This is a genomic window from Mannheimia kashgarensis, from assembly GCF_041807705.1.
Lineage (GTDB): Bacteria > Pseudomonadota > Gammaproteobacteria > Enterobacterales > Pasteurellaceae > Mannheimia.
On the sequence record NZ_JBGTYY010000004.1, the window covers coordinates 1 to 24006 of the forward strand.

The following is a 24006-nucleotide window of genomic DNA, read 5'->3' on the forward strand; positions in this document are numbered from 1 at the left end:
AAACCATATCAATGGCATTGAAAATTTTTGGAATCAAGCGAAGCGAGTACTCCGAAAATATAACGGAATTAACCGAAAAAATTTCCCTTTATTCTTGAAGGAATGTGAATTCCGGTTTAACTTTGATACACCAAAAGAACAGCTCAAAACGTTGCGAAAATGGTGTGAGATTTAGGGCTAATCTACTACAGCCCCTTATTTTTTTATTCAACAAAAGACAAAATGGAAGGAAATAAACGAATAATTTTATAGAAGTGATGACTGTGACGACTTAGTGACGACTTAAAAAGAAGTCATCACTATATTAATATATTGATATATAAGGACTTTTTTGATTTTAGTGATGAGGTGATGACTTGTTTTAAAAAAATAATTTCCCCAAGCAAAAACAGATTGATATATTATTAAAACATATAAGAACTACCCCATTTTTTTGATGTAACCAAAATTGTAACCACAATAATAAACACAATAGCAAATATCATTAAAAATCAATTGGTTAATTCATTATTTCAAGTCTCGTCCAGCACCAGCTAAAAAGCCTTGAATAATAAAATTCAAGGCTTTTCTTTTCCCAAATACATATTTATTCCTTCAATTTATATAGCTATCTCCCCTTGATACTTGATAAAGTCTTATCTTCTATAATAAATAAAACAAAAGGACCAAGTCTTCCAACTTGATCCTTTAAATTGATTAAATTAGCAATTAGCCTTTGTAGTTATAAACGTGAGCTACTAAGTCTAATACTTTGTTTGAGTAACCAGTTTCGTTATCGTACCAAGATACTAATTTAACAAATGTATCTGTTAATGCGATACCTGCAGCTGCATCAAATACAGAAGTTTCTTTTGCACCGTTGAAGTCTGTTGAAACTACTGCATCTTCTGTGTAGCCTAAAACACCTTTCATTTCGTTTTCTGAAGCACGTTTGATTTCAGCACAGATTTCAGCATAAGTTGCTGGTTTTTCTAAGTTTACTGTTAAATCTACAACAGAAACGTTAGCTGTAGGAACACGGAAAGCCATACCAGTTAATTTACCGTTTAATGCTGGTAATACTTTGCCTACTGCTTTCGCTGCACCTGTTGATGAAGGAATGATGTTTTGTGATGCACCACGACCACCACGCCAGTCTTTCGCTGATGGACCATCTACTGTTTTTTGTGTTGCAGTAGTTGCGTGAACTGTAGTCATTAAGCCTTCTTTAATACCAAATTTGTTGTGGATCACTTTCGCTAATGGAGCTAAGCAGTTTGTAGTACAAGAAGCGTTAGAAACGATGTCTTGACCTGTATAAGCATCAAAGTTTACACCGTTTACGAACATAGGAGTTGCGTCTTTAGATGGACCTGTTAAAACAACTTTTTTCGCACCAGCTGTGATGTGTTTACGAGCAGTTTCATCATCTAAGAATAAGCCAGTTGCTTCAACTGCGATATCAACACCGATCTCGTCCCATTTTAAGTTAGCCGGATCACGCTCAGCAGTTACACGGATTGCTTTACCGTTTACTACTAATTGACCGTCTTTAACTTCAACAGTGCCGTCAAAACGACCGTGTGTTGAGTCATATTTAAGCATATATGCCATATAATCAACATCAATTAAGTCGTTAATACCCACAACTTCGATATCATCACGTTGTTGTGCAGCACGGAATACGATACGACCGATACGACCGAAGCCGTTAATACCAATTTTAATTGCCATAGATTTTTCTACCTATATTAAAGTTAAACAAAATTTGTTCTTTATGTACTACTAAAGATGTAGGAATTATAACACATCTTTTCACTTTCCTGACAAGCTAAAAAGAACTTGCTCAATATAACAGATAATTTTTTTGTGATCTATGTCAAATTTTGAAATTTATGGCGATTTATCACACAAAAAAAAGCTACAATATTTCTATTTAATTTTAGGAGAAATATTAATGATTAAGCCGATTTCTGCTCTAACAGAAAAACAAGTTGAGATTTTAATAAATCACGGTACAGAACGCCCTTTCACAGGCAAATTTTTAAATGAAAACCGTGTGGGAATTTATCGTTGTGCCAGATGTCATCACGAGCTTTTCCATTCTGATACTAAATTTGATGCAGGTTGTGGTTGGCCGAGTTTTTATGAAACAGTATCCGACACATCGTTACGCTATTTAGATGATTATAGCTTAGGTATGCATAGGACAGAGATCCGTTGCGGTAATTGTGATTCGCATATGGGACACGTTTTCCCTGATGGCCCACCACCAACAGGATTACGTTTTTGCCTAAATTCTGTGGCATTAAATTTTAAGTGGACTGAAACAGGTGAGGAAATAGACGGCTAAGGTTCGTGATACAAGCGGTTAATTCTGGATAAAAAATTTGCAAAAAATTATCCAAATTTAACCGCTTGTTTAACTGGCGATAAAATATGAAAAAACGCTTACTACTATTAATACTCACTTTATTAGGGAGTGCTTTATTTTTGAATTACAGAAGTCTAACCATTTACACGCCCCCCAAAGTTATTTTTCAAGATTATAAGAAAAGTATCTTTAAAGAAATGGAGTTTTCTTATTATTGGCACTGCTATCAAAATACTGGCGTTACACCTGCCCCGAATAAACATTTTCAGTTACTCAATTGGAATATTCATAAAGGCAAAGATCCAAGCTGGCAAGAAGATCTAAAAAAATTCGCTAAGAAAAAAGATTTTGTGCTATTACAAGAAGCCACTTCTGGGCAACAAATTTCAGACTTACTTTCACAATTTGAAAGTTCTTTGCATATTTTTGCTTTTCAGTACCAACAACAAAAATCAGGCATTCTCAATTTAAGTCGCTTAGATGCTGATCGTTATTGCTTAAATGGCTCTCAAGAGCCGCTGCTTAGATTACCTAAATTGATGTCTGCAATGCGTTTTCCATTTGAGAATGGCAAATCTTTGCTGGTCATTAATGTCCATTTAATTAATTTTGACTGGACGAGCCATAGCTATCAGAAGCAATTAGATGGTTTAAAAGAGCTTATTCAACAACATCAAGGTGCGGTCATTTTAGCGGGCGATTTTAATACTTGGAATGAAAAACGCAAAAAAAAGCTATTTGAATTAACTGATAAATTGCAACTAACCGAAGTGCAACTTAGCCTAGATGCTCGAACCAAAGCGTTCGGTTATCCGCTAGATTATATTTTTACAAGGGATATTATTGTGCATTCTGCAACAAGCTATGCCGTGAGAAGCTCCGACCACAATCCACTTGAACTCGATTTTTCACTAAAATAGTATTAAACCATTTTGATAAGGACTATCTTATGCCGTTTTCTTTTACTTGGAGTGGACTCTTACTCACCATTAACTTTCTGATTGTGCTGGTATTCGCCACCAGAGTGTTATATACCCAGCGTAATATCGGTGCAGCAATTGCGTGGATCATTATTCTTTTCGTTTTACCTGTAGGCGGAATTGTTCTTTATCTATTGATCGGCGAGCCTCGTGTCAGCAAACGTCGTCTTGCTCGAACAAAAAAAATGATTAAGTTCTACGATGAATTTGCAGAAGAATATTTCCCTAGTGAGCATTTTAATCCTGATGATCAAATTCCATCTGCTTTTCGTGGTATTGAACGAATGGCAGAGAAAACCACTCGCTTAGGTGCAAGTGCTAATAATAGTATGAAGTTGCTCAGTACCACAGAGGATATTTTGCATTCTATGATTGAGGATATTGAGCAAGCACAATACAGCTGCCTACTTGCCTTTTATATTGTAGAACCTGAAGGCAAAATTAATCCGCTGTTAGAAGCAATAAAAGCAGCTGCAGAACGTGGTGTGCATTGCGTGATTCTCGCTGATGATGTAGGAAGTGGACCTTTCTTCAAAAGTGAATGGCGAGCAAAGCTAGAGCAAGTCGGTGTATTTATTCAAACTTCCCTGCCTGTTGGGATTATGCAAACGATTTACGGACGTAATGATTTACGTAACCACCGTAAAATTTTAGTTATTGACTACCAAATTGGTTATACGGGAAGTTTTAACTTAATCGACCCTGTATTATTTCGAAAAGATATTGGTATTGGCAGATGGTTTGATGTAATGATGCGTTGCACTGGTCCTGTTGTGCTTGAAATGGCAGCTGTTCTCTACGCCGATATTGCCGTAGAAGATGATAAAAACCTGCAAAAAGTAAAAGATTTCTTAAATCAACAGGCACAGAAACACAATGGCTTAACCCCTCCTAAAGCGGGCAATGTGATTGCACAGGTAATTCCTTCAGCTCCTGAGCAAGAAGAAAGCATTATTTATGAGACTATTTTATGTGCAATCCACCTTGCAACCAAACGTATCGTGATTACCACGCCATACTTTGTGCCAAATGAGCCTTTACTGTTAGCTCTGACTACTGCCGCACGCCGTGGGGTTGATGTTACCTTAATTTTGCCAAGAAAAAATGATTCCCGAATGGTGCATTATGCCTCAAGAGCTTATTTCCCGCTGTTACTCAAAAACAATGTAAAAATTGCTCGCTTCGATCAAGGTATGCTCCATACCAAAACATTGGTGGTTGATGATGAGTTCAGCCTCTTCGGCACGGTAAATATGGATATGCGAAGTTTCTTCCTAAATTTGGAAATCAGCCTCGCAATTTATGATAAAGAGATGACGAAAGAGATCGCTCAACTTCAGCAAAAATACTTAGCACAAAGTGAATTAATTACCCCGAAAGGCTGGCGTTATCGTATCAAATTGTGGGGATTAGTCGAAAACATTGTTAAATTGATGAGCCCACTACTCTAAAAAAACTAAACACAAGCGGTCAAAATCAGGAAATTTTTTGAATTTCGACATATTGGACAAAATTCAAAAAATACTCTAAATATGACCGCTTGCATTATACTTACCAAGTTTCTCTTTTAGGAGTTTGTCAAAATCACTTTCAAAGGTTTTATCTTGAATGACTCGATATTTTTCAAACTCTGTTTCGGTATAGAGTTTTGCTTCATCAAAACTAATTTTTCCCTTACCATCTAAGAGAGGCAAATCATCAGCATTTAAGAATATATCTAATCGTTTCGCCCAATCTTCCATTGTCATTGGAATTTGGCGTCTTGCCCTACGCTCTGCCAAATCCAAAAATGCGTTCACGATCGAACCTAAATCTTTTAGCTCATCATTATTTAAATAATTTTTGGCAACAGACACATCACTTTTTAAAATTTTCCCCTCTGGTGATTTCGCCCAAGTGGTTAATCCCATATTGGGCTTGCTACTATTAGCTCGTTCCATAATTAGCTCAGCAGCCGTATGCTGATGAATGGCATAATGTAACTTGTTTTGTACTGTAGCAAAAAAGGCTTTTGTTGTAGGTGCATTTTTATTGTAATCAACGGAGGTTGCATAAATATCGGTAATTTTCTGATAAAAACGGCGTTCAGAAAGGCGGATTTCTCGAATTTCTTCTAATAGCTGTTCAAAATAATCTTCTCCTAAAAAAGTCCCATTTTCCATACGCTTACGATCTAACACATATCCCTTTTGAGAAAACTCTCGCAAAATTTGTGTTGCCCATTGACGGAATTGAGTTGCACGGATGGAATTAACCCGATAACCCACTGAGATAACAGCATCAAGATTGTAATGTTTGGTGTTGTAATTTTTACCATCTGCGGCAGTTGCCGAGAAAATCTCGGTAACTGAAAAAGGATCTAACTCTCCTTCTTTAAAGATATTTTTGAGATGTAAAGATACATTATCGCTCGAACATTCAAACAATTCAGCTATACGTTTCTGAGTAAGCCAAATTTCGCCATTTTCATATCGAACTTCAATACTCTGCTCACCTGTTTGATTGGTAAAAATCAAAAATTCAGCAGTGCTATTACGGATAAGTTTAGTCATTATTTTTCCTCGCAAAATTTTAATCAATTCTACTGTTTAGAATGCTCTTGTCTAACAAGAAAATTAAAATTTTCGATGCAGTTCACAAAATTTCTAGATACGAATAACAAGCGGTCATATTTCTTCCAAATTTTGCAAATTGCAAAAAATTCTAAAAATATGACCGCTTGTAGCCTTATTGGAATTAGCCTTTAGCCAAGATCTCTTTTAAAAATCTTGCAGTGTGGGAGCGTTTATCTTTAGCCACTTTTTCCGGTGTGCCGGTGGCGATAATTTCTCCGCCGCCACTACCACCTTCTGGCCCGAGATCGACAATCCAGTCTGCGGTTTTAATCACATCTAAATTATGTTCGATCACCACAATGGTATTGCCTTGATCACGCAGGCGGTGCAACACGCCAAGTAGCTGTTTGATATCAGCAAAGTGTAACCCTGTGGTTGGTTCGTCTAAAATGTACAGCGTTTTGCCTGTATCTCGTTTTGAAAGCTCGGTGGCAAGTTTCACACGTTGAGCTTCCCCGCCTGAAAGCGTAGTAGAAGATTGACCTAAACGGATATAAGATAATCCTACGTCCATCAAGGTTTGTAGCTTGCGAGCAATCATCGGCACAGGAGCAAAAAATTCTCTCGCTTCTTCTACTGTCATTTCTAGCACTTGATGAATAGTTTTGCCTTTGTAGCGAATTTCAAGAGTTTCACGGTTATAGCGTTTGCCTTTACAGTGATCGCAGGGCACATAAACATCAGGTAAGAAGTGCATTTCTACCTTAATCACGCCATCGCCTTGACAGGCTTCGCAACGTCCGCCACGCACGTTAAAACTAAAACGCCCTACATTATAGCCTCTTGCTCGAGCCTCTTGCGTACCTGCAAATAACTCTCGAATTGGGGTAAATAACCCTGTGTAAGTGGCTGGATTGGAGCGAGGAGTTCGCCCGATTGGGCTTTGATCGATGTCGATCACCTTATCAAAGTGAGCCAAGCCATCTATAGATTCATAAGGGGCAACATCGCTATTTTCCGCACGGTTTAACGCATTTTGAGCCAGTGGGAATAAAGTATCGTTAATCAGCGTCGATTTACCCGAACCAGACACCCCCGTGATACAAGTAAACAAGCCAACAGGAATTTCCAACTTCACTTTTTTCAAGTTATTGCCACTTGCCCCTGAAAGGGTTAAAACTTTGGCAGGGTCGTAAGCAACACGCTGGCTTGGAATTTCAATTTTCTGTTTGCCTGAAAGGAATTGCCCTGTTACCGATTCTTCAATCTGCATAATTTCTTCGGCTGTACCTTGTGCAATTACTTGTCCGCCGTGAACTCCTGCTCCCGGCCCGATATCGACAATATGATCAGCGGCTCGAATAGCATCTTCGTCGTGTTCAACCACAATCACGGTGTTACCTAAGTTACGCAAATGAATGAGCGTATTCAGCAAACGTTCATTATCACGTTGATGTAAACCAATGGAAGGCTCATCTAACACATACATCACACCCACTAAACCAGCCCCTATTTGACTGGCAAGACGGATACGTTGTGCCTCGCCCCCTGAAAGGGTTTCTGCCGAGCGAGAAAGCGAAAGATAGTTCAAGCCCACATTTACCAAGAATTGTAAACGCTCACGGATCTCTTTTAGAATTTTTTCTGCAATTTTCTCTCTTTGCCCTGATAATTTAATCTCCTCAAAGAAAGCCAACGCCTCACCAATGCTTTTTTCAGACACCATTGGCAAGTTCGTTTTATCAAGGAAAACATAGCGAGCTTCACGGCGTAAACGAGAGCCTTCACATTCCACGCAAGGGCGAGTGTTGATATATTTTGCCAATTCATCTCGCACCGAGTTAGATTCCGTTTCTTTATAACGGCGAGCCATATTATTCAACACGCCTTCAAAAGCGTGTTTACGTTTAACTTTATCGCCTCTGTCATTAACGTAAACAAACTCAATCTCTTCTTTCGTACCGTTTAGAATGAGGTTTTGATGTTTTTTCGATAACTGCCCAAATGGTGTTTCTAAATCAAAACCGTAATGTTCAGCAACCGCTTTAAGTAGCCCGAAGTAGTAAAAACTACGGCGATCCCAGCCTTTAATTGCCCCAGCGGCTAATGAAACATCATAGTTTTGCACCACTTTCTTTTCATCAAAAAACTGCTCCACCCCTAATCCATCACAACTAGGGCAAGCTCCAGCAGGGTTATTAAATGAAAATAGACGTGGCTCTAATTCTTGCAATGAATAGCCACAATGTGGGCAAGCAAAGCTCGATGAAAAAACGATTTCTTCCGCAGCCGGATCGTCCATATCCGCAATAATCGCAGTTGAGCCTGATAAATCTAATGCCGTTTCAAAAGATTCCGCTAAACGGGTTGCGAGATCGGCTCTTACTTTAAAACGATCCACTACCACTTCAATAGTGTGTTTTTTCTGAAGTTCTAATGTTGGTGGGTCTGATAAATCACAAATTTCGCCGTCAATTCTGGCACGCAAATAACCACTAGCGGTCAAATTTTCCAATAATTTTACGTGTTCGCCTTTACGATTTTTGACCACAGGAGCAAGCAACATTAACCTTTTACCTTCAGGCTCTTCCAGCACTCTATCCACCATTTGTGAAATGGTTTGAGCGGCTAACGGCACATCGTGATCAGGGCAACGTGGTTCGCCCACACGAGCAAACAATAAACGCAGATAATCGTGGATTTCGGTTACCGTTCCCACCGTTGAGCGAGGGTTGTGAGAAGTGGATTTCTGCTCGATCGAAATCGCAGGCGAAAGCCCTTCAATATGATCAACATCAGGCTTTTCCATTAAAGAAAGGAATTGGCGAGCATAGGCAGAAAGCGACTCTACATAACGGCGTTGCCCCTCTGCATAAAGCGTATCGAAAGCGAGAGAAGATTTTCCTGAGCCAGAAAGCCCAGTGATAACAATAAATTTATCTCTCGGTAAGATCAAATTGATGTTTTTTAGGTTGTGCGTTCTTGCACCACGAATATCAATATGTTGCATATTTCCTTTATCCAATTATGTCCAGCACTATTTTCTAAATTTTCGAGCATTATCGCATATTTTGATAAAACTGTACAAAATATCAGTTTTTCTGTGTTCAATAAGTGAATTTTCGGGTAGAATACTCCCGATTTTTGAAATAAAAACACAGAGGATTTTATGGCTGGTATCAATAAAGTAATTATCGTGGGTAACTTAGGTAACGACCCAGAAATGCGTACAATGCCAAATGGCGAAGCGGTTGCAAACATTAGTGTAGCAACTTCAGAAAGCTGGACAGATAAAAACACAGGCGAACGCCGTGAAGTAACAGAATGGCATAGAATTGTATTCTATCGCCGCCAAGCAGAAGTTTGTGGTCAATACTTACGCAAGGGCTCACAAGTTTATGTGGAAGGTCGTTTAAAAACCCGTAAATGGCAAGACCAAAACGGACAAGATCGCTACACTACCGAAATTCAAGGCGATGTATTACAAATGTTAGGTAGCCGTCAAGGTAACGATATGGGCGGTCAGCAAGGCGGTTGGGGCAATTCAGCACCTGCGGGTAATAGTTATAATCAAGGCAATAGCAATTATGGTTATAACCAAACTTCAAGCTCAGCACCGCAGCAATCTAAGCCAGCTCCACAAGCTGAGCCTGCAATGAATAACTTTGATGATGATATTCCGTTCTAATCATTAATCAATTTATAAAGCAAAATCTGATCTGCACGCTAAAAGTTGGAGTAAGCCAACTGATTAAGGTGCAGATTTTTATTTTTATCTAAACACATCTATTATGAATTTATTTGAAGCAATTTTAATGTTGATTGTGCTTATTATCATTAGTGCAATCATTTCTTCTGCCGAGATTTCATTGGCAGGTGCAAGAAAACTGAAACTTCAGCAACTAGCAAATGAAGGAAATTTAAAAGCATCTCAGGTGCTAAAACTTCAAGAACACCCCGGACGCTTTATTACTGTTGTGCAAATCGGCTTAAATATGGTGGCAATTTTAGGCGGGGTAATTGGCGAAAGTATTGTTAGCCCGTTTGTCTATTCTGTTCTTGCTCAATATAGCCAAGTAGATTGGATTGAAAGTGCAAGCTCTTGGTTGGCATTTATTATTGTTACGGTAGCTTTTATTCTATTTGCCGATCTTATCCCTAAACGATTGGCAATGGCGAATCCTGAAAAGATCGCATTAAGAACAATCGGCATAATGACCTTTTCTATCATTGTATTTAAGCCGTTGGTATGGTTATTTGATACTATCGCTAATTTCATTTTTAAGCTATTTAAAGTGCCAACTATTCGAGAAGACAATATGACTTCTGAGGATATTTTTGCGATAGTTGATGCTGGAGCTCAAGCAGGGATTGTAAAAGAGCAAGAGCAATATTTGATTGAAAATATCTTTGAAATGCAGCAACGCACCGTTACTTCCACAATGACAACTCGTGAGAATATTGTGTTCTTGGATCAAACGTTCAATCGGGAACAAGTGCTAGCAACCGTCAAAGAAAACTCGCATTCCAAGCTATTAATTTGCGATAAATCCATCGACAAAATTTTAGGATATGTTGAAACCCATAATCTTTTAACACTCTACCTGCAAGAAAAGCAAGTAAAACTAACGGATTCAGCGGTTCTGCGTAAATCGCTGTTTATTCCGGACACGCTCTCTTTATATGAGGTGCTAGAACTCTTTAAATCTACAGGCGAAGATTTTGCAGTTATTGTGAATGAATATGCGTTAGTAGTTGGTATTGTTACGCTTAATGATGTAATGAGCATTGTAATGGGCGAATTGGTTTCTAATGAGGAGGAGCAGATTGTTCAGCGTAATGAACACTCTTGGCTGATTGATGGAGCAACACCGCTAGAAGATGTAATGCGTGCTTTAGATATTGCCGAGTTCCCTAATGCAGAAAACTATGAAACTATCGCTGGGTTTATGATGTATATTTTACGCAAAATTCCAAAGAAAACCGATTTTGTGTTATGGGATAAATATAAGTTTGAAATTATTGATACCGACAATTTCAAAATCGACCAAGTGATGGTTTCTATACGCAATGATGCGGTGTAATTAGCTATGGGCGGACACAAGCTCCGCCCAATAATAAAAGCAATTTGCAAAGTTTTAGAAAAAGACAACCGCTTGTAATGCCTTAATTTTTCTCTTCATACTGTAATGGATACAAATTCAATTTATCCATCAGCTTACGGTCATAATCTTCTTCTGGGTTTTCTGTGGTGAGCAATTTATCGCCATAGAAAATAGAGTTTGCCCCAGCCATAAAACAGAGAGCTTGCATTGCCTCTGGCATTGCCGTTCTTCCTGCCGAAAGGCGAACAAAACTCTGTGGCATTGTAATTCTTGCCACCGCAATGGTGCGAACAAACTCTGTCCAATCCAGCTCTTCAGCATTGGCAAGTGGTGTGCCTTCTACTTTAATCAGCTGATTAATCGGTACACTTTCAGGCTGAGGGTCAAGGTTGGCAAGACTTGCGATCAAGCCTGCTCGTTCAGGTCGGCTCTCATTCATACCCACAATACCGCCACAACATACTTTTAAGCCAGCATTACGCACCTTGCCTAGCGTATCCATTCTGTCTTCGTGATTACGGGTGTGGATAATTTGATTATAACGCTCAGGTTCGGTATCCAAATTGTGGTTGTAATAATCTAATCCAGCCTCTTTTAATTCTTCTGCCATTCCCTCTTCAAGCATACCAAAGGTGCCGCAAGTTTCTAGCCCTAATGCTTTTACTGCTCCCACAATTTCAGAGACTACTTTAATATCTTTTGGCTTCGGCCCTCGCCACGCCGCCCCCATACAAAAACGGCTTGCCCCTCGTTCTTTGGCTATTTTGGCTTTTTCAATGATGGTTTCAATATCCAACATCGTTTGTTTTTCTAAGCCTGTATCATAACGGGCAGATTGCGGGCAATATTCACAATCCTCAGGGCAACCGCCTGTTTTAATTGAAAGTAAAGTTGAAAGCTGAATCGCATTCGGTTCAAAATTTTCCCGATGAACTTGTGCCGCTTTGAATACTAAATCCATAAACGGCATATCAAACAGCTCTTCTACTTGGCATTTTCGCCAATATTGAGCCGTTGAGTGGGGAGTGAGTTCATCTTTGGCTTTGAGCCTGAGTTGGAATGTTGTCATTTATACTCCTTTTACACAAAAGGACTAAACCCCATAAGAGGCTTAGTCCTTGAATTAATTAACTATTTGATTTAATTATAATTTTGGACCAGATGCAATTAACGCTTTACCTTCATCATTGGTTGCATATTTTTCGAAGTTTTTCACAAATCGGCTTGCTAAGTCTTCTGCTTTTGCTTGCCATTGTGATTTGTCTTCGTATGTATTGCGAGGATCTAAAATGTTGGTATCAACACCCGGTAATGCAGTTGGGATTGCTAAATCAAAGATTGGTAATTTACCCATTTCGGCCTTCTCAATTGAGCCATCTAAAATCGCATCAATAATACCACGAGTATCTTTAATTGAGATACGTTTACCTGTGCCATTCCAACCTGTGTTCACTAGATATGCTTCTGCACCTGCTGCTTCCATACGTTTAACTAACACTTCAGCGTATTGTGTTGGGTGAAGTGATAAGAATGCCGCCCCAAAACAAGCTGAGAAGGTTGGTGTTGGCTCTGTAATACCACGTTCTGTACCTGCTAATTTTGCGGTAAAGCCAGATAAGAAGTAGTATTTGGTTTGCTCTGGAGTCAGTTTAGATACCGGCGGTAATACACCGAATGCGTCAGCGGTTAAGAAAATCACTTTTTTCGCATGACCTGCTTTTGAAGGTACTGCGATGTTATCAATATGATAAATCGGATAGCTCACACGGGTATTTTCAGTTTTTGATTTATCATCAAAATCAATAGTACCATCTTCACGCACCACCACGTTTTCTAATAACGCATCACGGCGGATTGCACGATAGATATCTGGCTCATTCTCAATAGAAAGATTAATGGTTTTTGCATAGCAACCACCTTCGTAGTTGAATACGCCATTTTCGTCCCAACCGTGTTCATCATCACCAATTAATTTACGTTTTGGATCGGTTGATAATGTGGTTTTACCTGTACCTGATAAACCAAAGAATACCGCTACATCGCCCTCTTCTCCCACATTCGCAGAACAGTGCATTGAAGCTACACCTTTAAGTGGTAAGAAGTAGTTCATCATTGAGAATAAACCTTTTTTCATCTCACCGCCGTACCAAGTGCCGCCGATAATTTGAACACCCTCTGTGATATTAAACGCCACAAAGTTTTCAGAATTTAAGCCTTGTTCTTTCCAGTTCGGATTCGTTACTTGAGAGCCATTCATTACGACAAAATCAGGTTTAAAATCTTTTAATTCTTCTTCTGTTGGGCGAATGAACATATTTTTCACAAAGTGAGCTTGCCACGCTACTTGTGTGATAATACGCACATTGATACGGTGTTCAGGGCTTGCGCCACAGAATGCATCAATAATGAATAAACGTTTATTGGAAAGCTCATCAGTAACTAAACCTTTTAAGCTTTGCCACGTTGATTGGTTCATCGGCTTATTATCATTTTTAGCTGCTTCTGATGTCCACCACACCGTATCTTTTGTTTTTTCATCTAGAACGATGTATTTGTCTTTTGGCGAACGACCTGTAAAAATACCTGTATCAACAGCTACTGCACCTAAGTTGGTTAAAACACCTTTTTCATAACCTTGAAGATCCGGTTTCATCTCTTCTTCAAACAGTTGCTCATAGCTAGGGTTACGCACAATTTCTTTAACGTTTGTAATACCTAAGTCTGCAAGTTCTTGTTCAATACGATTTAACATAATGGTTACCTCATAATAGTTAGAAAATTAAACTGAACTCATTATACATAAATGCAATAAAAAAAATGTTACATACTTCAAATTTTTGAAAATTTGTTGAGAAAAACTTCAAAAAGAAGCACAAATATTGTTTTATATCAAAACTTAGTATTGACTTAAGGCTATGATCAAAATGCCTTTGTTTGGAGTTTTTGTAAATTCAAGGTAAAATCCAACCGCTTGTATCTATTATTTAAACAAAGAGAACTAAATGCGTTTATTAATTATTTTTTTTGCACTTCTACTCTGCTTTTTCCAATATAGTTTTTGGTTTGGCAAAAATGGCTGGGCAGACTACCAAGAGCTTCAAGACGAAGTTTCAGTCTTAAAAGAAGAAAACGAAAGATTAACTGCTCGTAATAAACTTATTGAAGCCGAAATCTATGACCTAAAAAACGGCGTAGATGCCCTTGAAGAACGAGCCAGACTTGAACGTGAAATGGTAAAAGAGAACGAAATGTTCTACCGTATTGTGCCAAAAAACAAATAAAAGTATTTATGACAAGAAAAATTTTTGCTGTTATTCCTGCCTCAGGTGTGGGCAGCCGAATGCAGGCAGATAAACCCAAGCAATATTTAATATTAAAAGGGAAAACCATTTTAGAGCATACGGTTTCCCTTTTTCTTGATCACCCTCAAGTTGATAAAGTGATCGTAGCAGTCTCAAAAGATGATTCTTTCTATACGGATATTGCATTACTGAAATCGCCCAAAATCCAAATTGTATTTGGCGGAGAAACCCGTGCGGATTCTGTATTCAATGCGTTAAAAGCCGTTAGAGATGAAAATGCGTGGGCGTTGGTACACGATGCGGCTCGCCCGTGCCTCAAGCAGCCAGATTTAGATAAACTTTTGCAAATTGATGATGAACAAGGAGCAATTTTAGCCACGCCCGCCATTGATACAATGAAACGAGCCAATGGCACACAGATTTTGCATACTGAAGATCGATCAACCTTATGGCACGCTTTAACACCACAATTCTTTCCTGCTGAGAAGCTAAAAACTGCATTAGCAACTGCCTTTAGTAGAGGGCAAATGGTAACTGATGAAGCCTCTGCAATGGAGTTAAGTGGCTATCAACCACAACTTGTGGCGGGCAGAAGCGATAATATCAAAATTACTCGCCCGGAAGATTTAGCTTTGGCGGAATTTTACCTTACTCATAATGCTCATTTATAAATTGGGAGAAATAAGATGATTCGTATTGGACACGGTTTTGATGTTCACGCTTTCGGCGAAGATCGCCCACTGATTATTGCAGGGGTTGAAGTGCCTTATCACACGGGTTTTATTGCTCATAGTGATGGCGATGTTGCCCTCCACGCATTAACTGATGCCTTACTCGGTGCGGTTGCGTTAGGCGATATTGGTAAACTTTTCCCTGATACCGATATGCAATACAAAAATGCCGATAGTCGAGGTTTATTAATTGAAGCCTATCGCCAAGTGCAGGAGCAAGGCTATAAAGTCGGTAATGTTGATGTAACCATTATTGCTCAAGCTCCGAAAATGCGTCCGCATATCGATAAAATGCGCCAGACTATTGCTGAGGATTTAAAATGCGATATTTCCCAAGTCAATGTAAAAGCCACCACAACGGAAAAGTTGGGATTTACAGGGCGCGGAGAAGGTATTGCTTGTGAGGCGGTGGCATTATTACTTAAAATTTAAACCCATTTCAATAATCTCCGTAGGGGCGGGTCTTATGCCCGCCCGAAATCATTGCGGACAGGCACAGGACCTGTCCCTACGTAGTAATTATATTTATTTATGTAATTTCTTGTCGAAAAATAACCGCTTGTGAAATTCCACCTTGTCTTATTTTTAAATTTATCTATAATAGAAAGCCTTACGCAATGAGCGTAATCCGATGGGGCGTTATTGGTTCCTCGCAATGGTGTTCAGCTTACTTGATCAGGTTCGGAAGAAAGCAGTCTGGGTTGAAATTTCTGTGTGCCGAGGGTCGCTGGTAACGCCCCACCCTTTTATCTAATTCCCCATCAGGAGAAAAATATGCTCCAGATCATTCCTATTCCCGCATTAAGCGATAACTACATTTGGGCAATTCGCAAAGCACAAGATGTGATCATTGTTGATTCGTCAGAACATCAGCCTGTATTAGACTTTATTGCAAAAAATTCATTAAATTTGACCGCTATCTTGCTTACCCATAATCATCACGACCATACCGATGGTGTGGCTGGCATTGTTGAGCAATATCCTAATATTTCGATTTATGGGCCGCAAGAAGTTGCTGAATTTGCCAATGTGATTGTGTCGCCCGAACAACATATTGAACTGTTTGGTTATGATGTGAGAATTATTGAAAGTGCAGGACACACCGCAGGACACATTAGCTACTTGTTTGGGTATGACTATCTCTTTTGTGGCGATGCACTATTCTCTGGTGGTTGTGGACGTGTATTCACAGGCGATTATCAAGCTCAATTTGAGGCATTACAACGCTTTAAAAACCTGCCTAACTCGGTTAAAGCCTATCCTGCCCACGAATATACTAAGAGCAATTTAAAATTTGCTGAAGCTGTATTGCCACCGAGTTGTACTCTCGCAGAATACCAAGAACAAGTGGATATTTTACGCTCGCAAAATAAACCGACTTTACCAACCACCATTGGGCTTGAAATGCAGGTAAATCCGTTTATGCAAGCGGTCGATTTAGACGAATTTATTGCACTTCGCAAGCAGAAAGATAATTTCTAACGATGATGGGAGCATTATTGTGATTTCAACACAAAAGAGAAACTGCTCCCTTCGCCCTCTTTGCTGGTAATATTAAGCGTTGAGCCGTGTTGTTCTAATACGTGCTTCACAATTGCCAGCCCTAAACCACTGCCACCTGTTTTCTTACTTCGGGATTCATCAACTCGATAAAAACGTTCAGTTAAATGCGGTACGTGGACTTCAGGAATACCAATTCCATTATCTTTTACTTCAAACTTCATACCTTGCTCGCACGGTTTCCAACTGATCTCAATTAAACATTCCTGCCCCGAATGTTTAATTGAGTTATAAATTAAGTTAGACACTACGCTTTGTAGCTGATGTTCATTACCGAATATTTCTACATCTGGCTGAATATCAAAAGTAATTTGGTGCGAGTAAGTATTCAAAATTTCTGCATCTTTTTTGAGTGAAATAATCATCGCAGACATATCAAAATGTTGATGATCTTTATTTGATGAGGTTTCAATTTTCGCCAACATATTTAATTGCTGTAATAAATTCGTCATTCTCAAGCTCTGCTCTTGCATTGCCTTTATCGCTTTTTCTTGCAGTAAACTTTGTACGGGTTGATCAGATAAGATTTCCAAATAACCTTGTAAAACCGTAAGCGGCGTTCTTAATTCGTGGTTAATATTGCTTAAAAATGTTTGCCTGGAACGTAAAAGTTTTATCATTTCGGTAATATCACGCCCAATAATCAACAAGGTTTCAGGGTCATATTGATGAATGTGAATTTCAATATAACGTTCGTTATAAGTCAGTAATACAAGCGGTCGGCTTTTTTTAGGTTGAGCAAAATAATGTTTGAATTGTTTATAAAAGATAATATTGAGAATATTCTTTTGCGTTTTTTTATGCCAATAGAAATCGAACATTTTTTGGGAGGCTTGATTACACCAAACAAGTTCGCCATCAACTTGTGAAACAATAATCGCATCAGGTAAATATTGAACATTTTTATTCAATTTAGATAATAGGCGTAAATTCTCAAACTTCTCCTTTTTATTTTTATTTCGATAATAAGCAATAGTTTGCGAAAAATTTTCTAAATTAATTAGTTCTAAATCTTTCTTACTTTGTGGATTTAGAGTTTGAAGTAAGCGGTGTTCTGTGATGTGATGCCATACCAATAAGCCAAGAAAAATCACAATTAGCCAAGTGCTGAAATCTAAGCCAAATAAGCTAAAAACAAAGGCAATTGTAACGGCTAAAATCAATTCAGCTAAAAAATTAAGTAATTTTTTCATCACTCACCTTGAATATGCTGTGAAAAACGATAGCCACTTCCTCTTACTGTTTGCACATAACTATCACATTGGTAAGGCTCAAGGCTACGACGTAAGCGGCGGATATAGCTATCTACCGTTCTATCTTCTACTTCTAAATCATCGCCCCAAATACGATTTAACAACTGCTCACGGGAATAAACTTTTTCTGAGTGAGCCATAAAAAAAGTGGAGTAATTTGAACTCAGTATGACTTAATTGGATTTGTTCAGACTGATAAAACACTCGTTTTGCATTTTCATCTAGGGTTAAATCATTAAATTGAATAATGTGTGAGGTTTGTTCGTAAGTTCTTCGCCAAACGGCTTCAATACGGGCTAATAATACTTTTGGAGAAAATGGCTTGATGACGTAGTCATCTGCTCCTGCATTTAAGCAGGTAATACAATCTTCTTCTGCACTCCGTGCCGTGAGCATAATTACAGGAATTTGGTCAGTTTCTTCGTTTTTTTTCATATATTCAATGAATTGCACACCAGAACGCCCAGGTAACATCCAATCTAGTAAGACTAATTGTGGCTTTTCGGCAAGTTTTTTTACTGCACTTTGGTAATCTTCTGCTTCAATAACCTCATATTGATGTTGCATTATAAAAAGGCTAACCATCTCACGAATGCCACGCTCATCTTCTACCACTAAAATGCTTCTGCTCATTAACTATACTCCAATAGAAGAAATGCAGTGAAATAGGTATTAACACTGCATTTAACTAAATTAACTAGCCCATTTTGCCCTGAATATAATCTGCTGTACGAGGGAGTTTCGGCTGGCTAAAAATTTGAGCCGTTTCGCCAAATTCAACCAACTCGCCAAGATACATAAAAGCAGTATAATCAGAACAACGTGCTGCTTGTTGCATATTGTGCGTTACCATTGCCACAGTATAATCTTGCTTGAGTTCGGTAATCAAGGCTTCAATTTTCATCGTTGAAATTGGATCGAGTGCCGAACAAGGCTCATCTAACAATAATACATCAGGCTTGATGGCAATGGCTCTGGCAATACATAAACGTTGCTGTTGTCCGCCTGATAAACTATCGCCACTTTGGTGTAATTTATTTTTTACTTCATTCCATAAAGCGGCTTTGATTAAAGCCCACTCTACACGCTCATTCATCTCTTGCTTTGATAATTTCTCGAACAAACGAATACCAAAGGCGATGTTATCATAAATTGACATTGGGAATGGCGTTGGTTTTTGGAATACCATACCGACTTTTGCACGAATGATGGAAATATCTGTATCGGTGGTTAATAGATTTTCGCCATCTAAATTGATCTCCCCTTCTGCTCTTTGGTTTGGATAAAGCTCAAACATACGGTTAAAGGTTCTCAATAAGGTCGATTTACCACAACCAGAAGGCCCTATAAATGCAGTTACTTTATTTTTCGCAATATTCAAATTGATATTCTTTAAAGCGTGGAAATCGCCATAATAAAAATTAAGATTTTGTACTGAAATTTTTGGTTCTACGTTCATTTCTAAACACCTTATTATTTCTGTTTTGGTTGTAAGAAAACACGGGTTAAAACATTAATACATAACACAAATAGCGTAATTAAAATCGCACCTGCCCAAGCAAGATTATTCCAATCTGTAAACGGACTTGCTGCATATTGGTAAATCACAACAGGTAAGTTCGCCATTGGTGCATTCATATCCCAAGACATAAATTGGTTCGACAATGCGGTAAAGAGTAATGGAGCTGTTTCACCTGCAATACGGGCAACGGCTAATAATACTCCTGTTAAAATTCCTGATTTTGCAGCACGATAACAGATCATCACAATCACTCGCCATTGCGGACAACCTAATGCGATTGCAGCTTCACGCAAGTTATTTGGAATAAGGTTAAGCATACTGTCCGTGGTTCTTACCACGATTGGAATAACCAATAATGCTAAAGCTAACGAGCCAGCCCAACCTGAGAAATGCCCTACTTTTGAAACATAAAGCGTATATACAAACAAGCCGATAATAATTGACGGAGCAGAGAGCAAAATATCATTTAGAAAACGAGTTACTTTTGCAAAACGGCTATAGTTGCCATATTCTGCTAAATAAGTGCCTGCTAAAATGCCTATTGGTGTGCCGATAAGCGTGCCTGTTCCCACAATAAGTAGTGAGCCTAAAATCGCATTGCTTAAACCACCCTGTTCATTTGGGGCTGGCGTAATTTGGGTGAAAAGCTCTAATGAAAGCCCCGGAATTCCTCGACTAATAAGCGAATATAAAATCCAACAAAGCCAAAACAAACCAAAAGCAACCGCCAAATAGGCTAAACCTAGCATTATGCTATTACAACATTTACGTCTGTAAAAACGAGCGTTCTGTAAATTTTTCATTATTTTCCTTCCTTACGCTGCATTCTTAAAATCATTAAGCGAGAAATAGACAACACAACCGTTGTAATTAAGAAAAGAACTAAACCTAATTCAATTAACGCCGATTTTTGTAAGCCTGAGGCTTCATTAAACTCATTTGCAATAGCTGAAGCAATAGATACCGAAGGCGAGAATAATGAATTGGGTATTTGGAAAGTATTACCAATCACAAAAGTGACCGCCATTGTTTCGCCCAATGCACGTCCGAACCCTAACATAATGCTGCCGATAAGCCCTGTTTTGGTATAAGGTAGTACCACTTTCCAGAGCACTTCCCAACGGGTTGAACCTAATCCGTAGGCACTTTCTTTCAACATAGGCGGCACAATAGAAAAAACATCACGCATCATTGATGCGATGAACGGAATAATCATAATGGCAAGCACTAAGCCCGCAGTAAATAAGCCAATACCAAAGGGGGCACCTGAAAATACATATTCAAGTATAGGCAAATCACCCAACCATTCGATCATCGTTGGTTGAATATATTCTTGGAATAAAGGCACGAACACAAATAAGCCCCACATACCATAAATAATGGAAGGAATAGCAGCTAACATTTCAACGGCTGTTCCAATTGGGCGTTTTAGCCATTGTGGCGAGAGTTCGTTAATAAACACCGCAATACCAAATGAGATCGGCACTGCTATGATTAAAGCTAAACAGGAGGTAATTAATGTCCCCACTATCGGCATTAATGCTCCGTATTGATTTTGTACAGGATCCCATTCGCTATCCGATAAAAAACTCACACCAAACTTTTTGATACTTGGCCAACTTTCTATAAATAACGAAATCATAATTGCAGCAAGTAAAAGAAATACCAACCACGCAAAACAAGCGGTCATATTTCTAAAAAATATTTCAAATCGATTTTGATTTAAACATTGATTCAATTTAGGCATAATCATTTTTCTGTATGAAATCTGTGACAAAGTAACGACCGCCCACCTAATACAAGCGGTCGTTTTTTTCCTTATTTTTGCAATTCAGCGTTCCATTTAGCTTGAATGCGTTTTACAACCTCTTCAGGAATTGGCACATAATCCAATTCTTCTGCCACACGCTGCCCTTTTGCAAACGCCCAATCAAAGAATTTCACCACATTTTGCGTTGCTTCAGGCTTGCCCTCTTTTTTATGAATTAAGATGAAACTTGCTGCGGTAATCGGCCAAGATTTTTCGCCTGCTTCATTGGTAAGAATTACGCCCATACCTTCTGCTTCATTCCATTTTGCATTACTTGCTGCCGCCATAAAACTTTCCTTGTTCGGCTGAACAAATTCGCCTGATTGATTTTGTAATGCTGTCCACGCAAGTTCGTTTTGTTTTGCGTAAGCATATTCCACATAACCAATTGAATATTTCATTTGGCGAACATAAGCTGCAATCCCCTCATTACCTTTACCACCGTGTCCTTTTGGCCATTTCACGGCTTTTCCTTCACCGACTGTTGATTTCCATTCACTTGATGCTTTAGATAAGTAGTTAGTAAAACCAAAAGTGGTGCCAGAACCATCCGAGCGATGAATCACAAGAATATCTTTATCAGGCAGATTTAAATTGGGGTTTAATTTTTGAATAGCCGCATCATTCCATTTAGCTACTTTGCCCAGATAGATTTGAGCAACTAAATCGCCAGAAAGTGTTAATTCACCTTCTTTAATACCAGGAATATTAACCACTAGCACTGTACCACCAATAATAGCAGGGAATTGTAATAATTGATGTTGTTGTAATAACTCTGCTTTCATCGGGTCATCAGATGTCCCAAAATCAACAGTTTTTGCGATAATTTGTTGCTGACCACCGCCCGATCCAATTGATTGATAATTGACTTTATTACCCGTTTCTTTTTCATATAAAGCAGCCCATTTCGCATAAATCGGATAAGGAAATGATGCCCCAGCTCCTGTAATAGTGTGTGCGTGAGAAGCCACTACCACTGAGGCAAAAATAGAACCTAATAACATTACTTTTTTAGTCTGACGCATTAGCATAGTAATTCTCCTTACATTAAATTGCTGTTGCGTGACTAAGTGTAGAAAACAATTATGACAATTTGATGACAATCATTAAGTTTTTTCATTTTTTTATAAAAACTTGTGCAAATATCGCTTGTTAATTCCACTACGCTTTATCCTATGGTATAGTTAGTGCCATTTTTATCTTATCTCTATTATTTTAGTGAGTGGACCTGTGAACTTTGATCCTCAAAATATGCCAAAACACGTTGCAATTATTATGGATGGCAATGGTCGTTGGGCTAAGCAGAAAGGAAAATTACGCATTTTCGGGCATCAAAATGGTGTGAAAGCGGTTCGTTCTGCGGTAAGTTTTGCAGCTAAACATCAAATTAAAGTCTTAACGCTTTATGCTTTTAGTAGTGAAAACTGGAGCAGACCCGAAACTGAAGTATCTGCTTTAATGACACTTTTTATGAAGGCCTTAGATTCTGAGGTTAAAAAATTACACAAAAATAATATCCGCTTAAATATTATTGGCGATAAATCTGCTTTTAGCGAAAGTTTACAAAAACGTATCGCAGAATCAGAAAACTTAACGGCAAACAATACAGGGCTTATTTTAAATATTGCTGCTAACTACGGTGGCTATTGGGATATTGTTCAGGCTTCACAAAAATTAGCGTTACAAGTAAAAGAAAATCAACTTGATATTGCACAAATTACTCCTGAATTATTTCAGCAACATTTAGCAACAGAAACACAACCGCAGGTGGATTTACTTATTAGAACCAGTGGCGAACAACGCATTAGTAACTTTTTATTATGGCAAATTGCCTATGCAGAACTCTTTTTCAGCCCTGTGTTATGGCCTGATTTCAATGAAGAAACTTTTAGTGAAGCAATTTTAGCGTACCAACAGCGTGAACGCCGATTTGGTGGCTGTTAATACAATTACAAGGACAGACAATGCTTAAAGAACGTGTACTTTCAGCAATTATTATGATTATTGCCGTATTGGCAGCTATTTTCTGGCTTTCTCCATTGCCATTAACCATCACTTTATCTGTAATTATTGTTGCGGCAACGTGGGAATGGGCTCAATTTGCGGGCTTTAAACGCCCAGTACCTCGTGCAATTGTCGCAATGGTAACTATCTGTTTATTACTATTTGCAATCATTGCGAATACCGATTACATCCGTGCAACACGTTTTCTGACTGATGAAACCACGCCTATTCTCTTTATTGGCTGTATTTGGTGGTTAATTGGCCTTGCATTAGTGGTTACTTATCCAAATTCTGCAAAACTATGGGAAAAATCAGTTGTGGCTAAATTCTTATTTGGTTTTGCCACCTTAATTCCTTTTTTAATTGGTGTTTTAGCATTACGTTTCTATAATTACCACGTTGATCCGTATCAAGGCACTTATTTATTCCTCTATGTTTGCTTATTAGTTTGGGGGGCAGACTCAGGTGCTTATTTCGCTGGTCGAGCTTTTGGAAAACGTAAACTTGCACCAAAAGTGTCTCCGGGTAAATCGTGGGAAGGTGTTTTCGGTGGTTTATTAACCTCTGGCGTAATTGCTTTTGCTTTCTTACAGCTTACACCAGCAAATGTATTCGGCAGAGAATTAGCCACTACGCCATTTATTTTAGTTTCTATCGCAACGGTGGCAATTTCTGTACTAGGCGATTTAGCTGAAAGTATGTTCAAACGCCAAGCTGGTATTAAGGATAGCAGTAATCTCATTCCGGGACACGGCGGTATTTTAGATCGTATTGATAGCTTAACAGCGGCAATTCCATTTTTCGCAACATTCTTCTTTTTTGTGTTATAAG

General features: G+C 38.6%; 21 protein-coding genes, 1 other RNA gene and 2 pseudogenes. 13 read left to right on the forward strand and 11 right to left on the reverse strand.

Going from position 1 to position 24006, the window contains the following annotated elements:
- Positions 1-175: pseudogene (locus ACERCF_RS03065) on the forward strand (IS1595 family transposase); the annotation flags it as partial.
- 533 nt (positions 176-708) lie between these two features.
- On the opposite strand, the gene gap reads toward ACERCF_RS03065, so the two are convergent.
- Positions 709-1713 (reverse strand): type I glyceraldehyde-3-phosphate dehydrogenase, encoded by a 1005-nt coding sequence (gene gap / locus ACERCF_RS03070; RefSeq protein ID WP_373624583.1) that lies wholly within the window; start codon positions 1711-1713, stop codon positions 709-711.
- 223 nt (positions 1714-1936) lie between these two features.
- On the opposite strand from gap, the gene msrB reads away from it, so the two are divergent.
- From msrB to cls, 3 genes are all read left to right on the forward strand, one after another.
- Positions 1937-2332, forward strand: a complete 396-nt coding sequence (gene msrB, locus ACERCF_RS03075; protein WP_373624584.1) for a peptide-methionine (R)-S-oxide reductase MsrB — start codon at positions 1937-1939, stop codon at positions 2330-2332.
- 86 nt (positions 2333-2418) lie between these two features.
- Complete coding sequence (locus ACERCF_RS03080) at positions 2419-3273, forward strand: endonuclease/exonuclease/phosphatase family protein (RefSeq protein WP_373611396.1); 855 nt, start codon at positions 2419-2421, stop codon at positions 3271-3273.
- Between the two features lie 29 nt (positions 3274-3302).
- Positions 3303-4784, forward strand: coding sequence for a cardiolipin synthase (gene cls / locus ACERCF_RS03085; RefSeq protein WP_373624585.1), 1482 nt, complete (start codon positions 3303-3305; stop codon positions 4782-4784).
- Positions 4785-4859: 75 nt separating this feature from the next.
- Here the strand turns inward: cls and ACERCF_RS03090 are convergent, their stop codons facing one another.
- Together ACERCF_RS03090 and uvrA are read right to left on the reverse strand one after the other, a co-directional pair.
- The gene (locus ACERCF_RS03090; RefSeq protein WP_373624586.1) at positions 4860-5885 is read right to left on the reverse strand and encodes a virulence RhuM family protein; all 1026 of its coding nucleotides are present in this window, start codon (positions 5883-5885) and stop codon (positions 4860-4862) included.
- Positions 5886-6069: 184 nt separating this feature from the next.
- Entirely contained in the window at positions 6070-8898 is a 2829-nt protein-coding gene (gene uvrA, locus ACERCF_RS03095; RefSeq protein ID WP_373624587.1) for an excinuclease ABC subunit UvrA, read from the reverse strand.
- A gap of 159 nt (positions 8899-9057) precedes the next feature.
- Between uvrA and ACERCF_RS03100 the strand changes: the two genes are divergently transcribed.
- Positions 9058-9576, forward strand: coding sequence for a single-stranded DNA-binding protein (locus ACERCF_RS03100; protein WP_025217106.1), 519 nt, complete (start codon positions 9058-9060; stop codon positions 9574-9576).
- A gap of 103 nt (positions 9577-9679) precedes the next feature.
- Positions 9680-10972, forward strand: a complete 1293-nt coding sequence (gene paeA / locus ACERCF_RS03105) for a polyamine export protein PaeA (protein ID WP_373610749.1) — start codon at positions 9680-9682, stop codon at positions 10970-10972.
- Between the two features lie 82 nt (positions 10973-11054).
- Here the strand turns inward: paeA and bioB are convergent, their stop codons facing one another.
- Positions 11055-12062 carry a biotin synthase BioB gene (bioB, locus tag ACERCF_RS03110; RefSeq protein ID WP_373610750.1) on the reverse strand — a complete coding sequence of 336 codons (1008 nt, stop codon included), beginning with the start codon at positions 12060-12062 and terminating at the stop codon, positions 11055-11057.
- Positions 12063-12137: 75 nt separating this feature from the next.
- Complete coding sequence (gene pckA / locus ACERCF_RS03115; RefSeq protein ID WP_373624588.1) at positions 12138-13745, reverse strand: phosphoenolpyruvate carboxykinase (ATP); 1608 nt, start codon at positions 13743-13745, stop codon at positions 12138-12140.
- Positions 13746-13995: 250 nt separating this feature from the next.
- On the opposite strand from pckA, the gene ftsB reads away from it, so the two are divergent.
- From ftsB to gloB, 5 genes are all read left to right on the forward strand, one after another.
- The gene (gene ftsB, locus ACERCF_RS03120; RefSeq protein WP_373610752.1) at positions 13996-14274 is read left to right on the forward strand and encodes a cell division protein FtsB; all 279 of its coding nucleotides are present in this window, start codon (positions 13996-13998) and stop codon (positions 14272-14274) included.
- Between the two features lie 8 nt (positions 14275-14282).
- Positions 14283-14966, forward strand: coding sequence for a 2-C-methyl-D-erythritol 4-phosphate cytidylyltransferase (gene ispD, locus ACERCF_RS03125; RefSeq protein WP_373624589.1), 684 nt, complete (start codon positions 14283-14285; stop codon positions 14964-14966).
- Positions 14967-14981: 15 nt separating this feature from the next.
- A complete protein-coding gene (gene ispF, locus ACERCF_RS03130) occupies positions 14982-15458 on the forward strand; it encodes a 2-C-methyl-D-erythritol 2,4-cyclodiphosphate synthase (RefSeq protein WP_373610754.1) in 477 nt (158 codons plus the stop codon).
- A 207-nt stretch (positions 15459-15665) separates the two neighbouring features.
- Positions 15666-15763, forward strand: an RNA gene (ffs, locus tag ACERCF_RS03135) — signal recognition particle sRNA small type.
- Positions 15764-15800: 37 nt separating this feature from the next.
- The gene (gene gloB, locus ACERCF_RS03140; protein ID WP_373624590.1) at positions 15801-16508 is read left to right on the forward strand and encodes a hydroxyacylglutathione hydrolase; all 708 of its coding nucleotides are present in this window, start codon (positions 15801-15803) and stop codon (positions 16506-16508) included.
- Positions 16509-16522: 14 nt separating this feature from the next.
- On the opposite strand, the gene phoR is transcribed toward gloB, so the two are convergent.
- The 6 genes and pseudogenes from phoR to pstS all read right to left on the reverse strand — a co-directional run bounded on the left by phoR (position 16523) and on the right by pstS (position 22196).
- Positions 16523-17779: a phosphate regulon sensor histidine kinase PhoR gene (gene phoR / locus ACERCF_RS03145; RefSeq protein WP_373610756.1), complete on the reverse strand. Its 1257-nt coding sequence runs from the start codon at positions 17777-17779 to the stop codon at positions 16523-16525.
- Positions 17779-18472: pseudogene (phoB, locus tag ACERCF_RS03150) on the reverse strand (phosphate regulon transcriptional regulator PhoB). Before phoB ends, phoR begins: the two are co-directional and overlap by 1 nt.
- Positions 18473-18536: 64 nt before the next feature.
- Complete coding sequence (gene pstB, locus ACERCF_RS03155; protein WP_373624591.1) at positions 18537-19298, reverse strand: phosphate ABC transporter ATP-binding protein PstB; 762 nt, start codon at positions 19296-19298, stop codon at positions 18537-18539.
- Positions 19299-19312: 14 nt separating this feature from the next.
- Positions 19313-20164: a phosphate ABC transporter permease PstA gene (gene pstA / locus ACERCF_RS03160; protein WP_373624592.1), complete on the reverse strand. Its 852-nt coding sequence runs from the start codon at positions 20162-20164 to the stop codon at positions 19313-19315.
- A complete protein-coding gene (gene pstC, locus ACERCF_RS03165; protein WP_373624593.1) occupies positions 20164-21108 on the reverse strand; it encodes a phosphate ABC transporter permease subunit PstC in 945 nt (314 codons plus the stop codon). Before pstC ends, pstA begins: the two co-directional genes overlap by 1 nt.
- A gap of 71 nt (positions 21109-21179) precedes the next feature.
- Positions 21180-22196, reverse strand: a complete 1017-nt coding sequence (gene pstS, locus ACERCF_RS03170; RefSeq protein WP_373624660.1) for a phosphate ABC transporter substrate-binding protein PstS — start codon at positions 22194-22196, stop codon at positions 21180-21182.
- Between the two features lie 205 nt (positions 22197-22401).
- Between pstS and uppS the strand changes: the two genes are divergently transcribed.
- The gene (gene uppS / locus ACERCF_RS03175; protein WP_373610761.1) at positions 22402-23115 is read left to right on the forward strand and encodes a polyprenyl diphosphate synthase; all 714 of its coding nucleotides are present in this window, start codon (positions 22402-22404) and stop codon (positions 23113-23115) included.
- Positions 23116-23135: 20 nt separating this feature from the next.
- Positions 23136-24005, forward strand: a complete 870-nt coding sequence (locus ACERCF_RS03180; protein ID WP_373610762.1) for a phosphatidate cytidylyltransferase — start codon at positions 23136-23138, stop codon at positions 24003-24005.
- The last annotated feature ends 1 nt before the right edge of the window (position 24006 follow it).